3 protein-coding genes and 1 pseudogene are annotated in these 1,962 nt (G+C 64.1%); 2 read left to right on the forward strand and 2 right to left on the reverse strand.

Going from position 1 to position 1,962, the window contains the following annotated elements:
• Positions 1–142: cation transporting ATPase C-terminal domain-containing protein (locus tag WAW17_RS04400; protein WP_422331793.1), on the reverse strand; the 142-nt coding region annotated here is incomplete at its 3' end.
• Between the two features lie 225 nt (positions 143–367).
• Here WAW17_RS04400 and WAW17_RS04405 point away from each other — a divergent pair.
• The gene (locus tag WAW17_RS04405; RefSeq protein ID WP_422331792.1) at positions 368–1,264 is read left to right on the forward strand and encodes an alpha/beta fold hydrolase; all 897 of its coding nucleotides are present in this window, start codon (positions 368–370) and stop codon (positions 1,262–1,264) included.
• A gap of 51 nt (positions 1,265–1,315) precedes the next feature.
• Positions 1,316–1,840, forward strand: a complete 525-nt coding sequence (locus WAW17_RS04410) for an IS5 family transposase (RefSeq protein ID WP_422331794.1) — start codon at positions 1,316–1,318, stop codon at positions 1,838–1,840.
• Here WAW17_RS04410 and WAW17_RS04415 read toward each other — a convergent pair.
• Positions 1,840–1,962 (reverse strand): annotated as a pseudogene (locus WAW17_RS04415) (phosphatidylserine/phosphatidylglycerophosphate/cardiolipin synthase family protein); the annotation flags it as partial. The gene WAW17_RS04410 and the pseudogene WAW17_RS04415 sit on opposite strands and share 1 nt — an antisense overlap.

Genomic DNA, 1,962 nt, shown 5'->3' on the forward strand with positions numbered 1-1,962 from the left:
CCACCTGAAGCAGCGCCGAGAGCGCGATAGCACCCCACAGCCAGGAATTGGCGAACACACGGCGGAAGGCGGAACCGGTCTCCGAACGGGCATTGAAGGCGTTGAACAACTGGGCGAACACCAGCACGATTGCGACGTCCACGGGTGGGAAGTGACTGAACGGGCCAAGGCGGCGATCACGTCCTCGGCAGAGAAGCGTGAAGGTATCGACGCGTTCTTCGAGAAGCGACCGCTGCGCTGGACGGGCGGCTGAAACGCGTCGGACCGACGTCGATGCGTCATGCGACGAGTACGGGGTGAATCGTTGTTCACCCGTCGTGCAAAATGGTGGAGAATGCTCAACTCGATAATGTTGGTGAGGAACTTTATGGATCCGGTAGTCACACAGTCCGAATTCCGCGGTGACGGTGTCACGCTTGCCGCCGACCGGTGGGATCCACCGACACGGGGTGCCAGCGGATTGGGCGTCGACCGAAAGGGCTTGGTTCTGTTGCTGCATGGCGGCGGGCAGACCCGGCATTCCTGGCGAAACACCGGACGCAGCCTCGCGGCCGACGGCTGGTCCGCCATCGCTGTGGACGCTCGTGGACATGGAGACAGCCAGTGGGCACCGGACGGGGACTACGGCATCGATGCGTTGGTCGCCGACTTGACATCGATCATCGGCGAACTGGGGGAGAAGCCGGTACTCGTCGGTGCCTCGATGGGCGGTATGACGTCGTTGATCGGGCAAGGGGAGAATCCCGAGCTCGCACGCGGTCTGGTCTTGGTCGATATCGCACCGAAGATCGAAACCGCCGGCACCGCGGAAATCATGTCCTTCATGCACAGTGGCCTCGATGGTTTCGAGAGTCTCGACGACGCTGCGGCAGCGATCGCGGCGTATACCCCGAACCGTGTCCGCAAGCCCAACCCGCAGGGGTTGCACAAAAACCTCCGCCTGCGTGATGGCCGCTGGTACTGGCATTGGGATCCGGCGTTCCTTCGCCACGGCGACGAGCCCACTCGCCAAGCCGACTCGATCGTGCGATACGAACGCGCTCGGGACGCCGCAGCCGCGATCACCGTTCCCACGATGCTCGTTCGTGGCAAGCAATCCAATGTGGTCAGCGAGGAAGGCGCCAAGGAACTGCTCGAGCTGATCCCGACCGCCACACTGATCGACGTCACCGGGGCCGGCCATATGGTCGCCGGCGACGACAACGATGTCTTCAGTGGCGGATTGAAGGGATTTCTCGACGAAGACGTCGCATCGGCTCACTGAAGCGGTCGAGGCGCTCGAACGCAACCGGCCATCGGTTCAGCTCGGATCTGCATCTGTGGGACCGAGCCGTCTGACCATGCGGTCGGCCGGTCTCGTGGTGGCCTGTCGACGAAGATCCATCACCTCGTCGACGGCCACGGACTCCCACTGGTCGTGCTCGTAGCGCCGGGCCAGTCCGGCGACTCACCGGCCTTCTCTCATCTGCTCGACAATCTGAAGGTTCCGCGAGTCGCAGGTGGACGGCCACGTACCCGTCCGCACCGGGTCCGCGGCGACAAGGCGTGCTCTTCGCGCGCCAATCGGGAGTTGCTGTGGCGACGCGGTACTGGTGCGGTAATCGCCGAACCGTCGGATCAGGCCGGGCATCGTCGTCGCCGTGGCTCGCGCGGCGGCCGACCACCGGCATTCGACCCCGCCGACTACCGCGGCCGCAACGTGGTCGAACACAGGTTCTGCCACCTCGAGCAGTGGCGCGGTCTTGCCACTCGCTACGACAAGCTCGCCATCGTGTACCGAGCGGCGGTGGTCCTGAACGCGGTCATCGCCTGGACCCGCCAATTGTCAGACATGCCCTAGGTGACCTCGTCCATTTTGTCGATGAAGGTGCGGGCCGCGGCAATAAGGTCGGGGTCGTCGGTGATGATCACGGCTTCGTCGGCGACGGTGGAGTTGTGCGAGGCGTTCGCGGAACCGATGAC

The sequence above is a fragment of the Rhodococcus sp. (in: high G+C Gram-positive bacteria) genome (assembly GCF_049286785.1).
In the GTDB taxonomy this organism is placed as follows: Bacteria; Actinomycetota; Actinomycetes; order Mycobacteriales; family Mycobacteriaceae; genus Rhodococcus_F.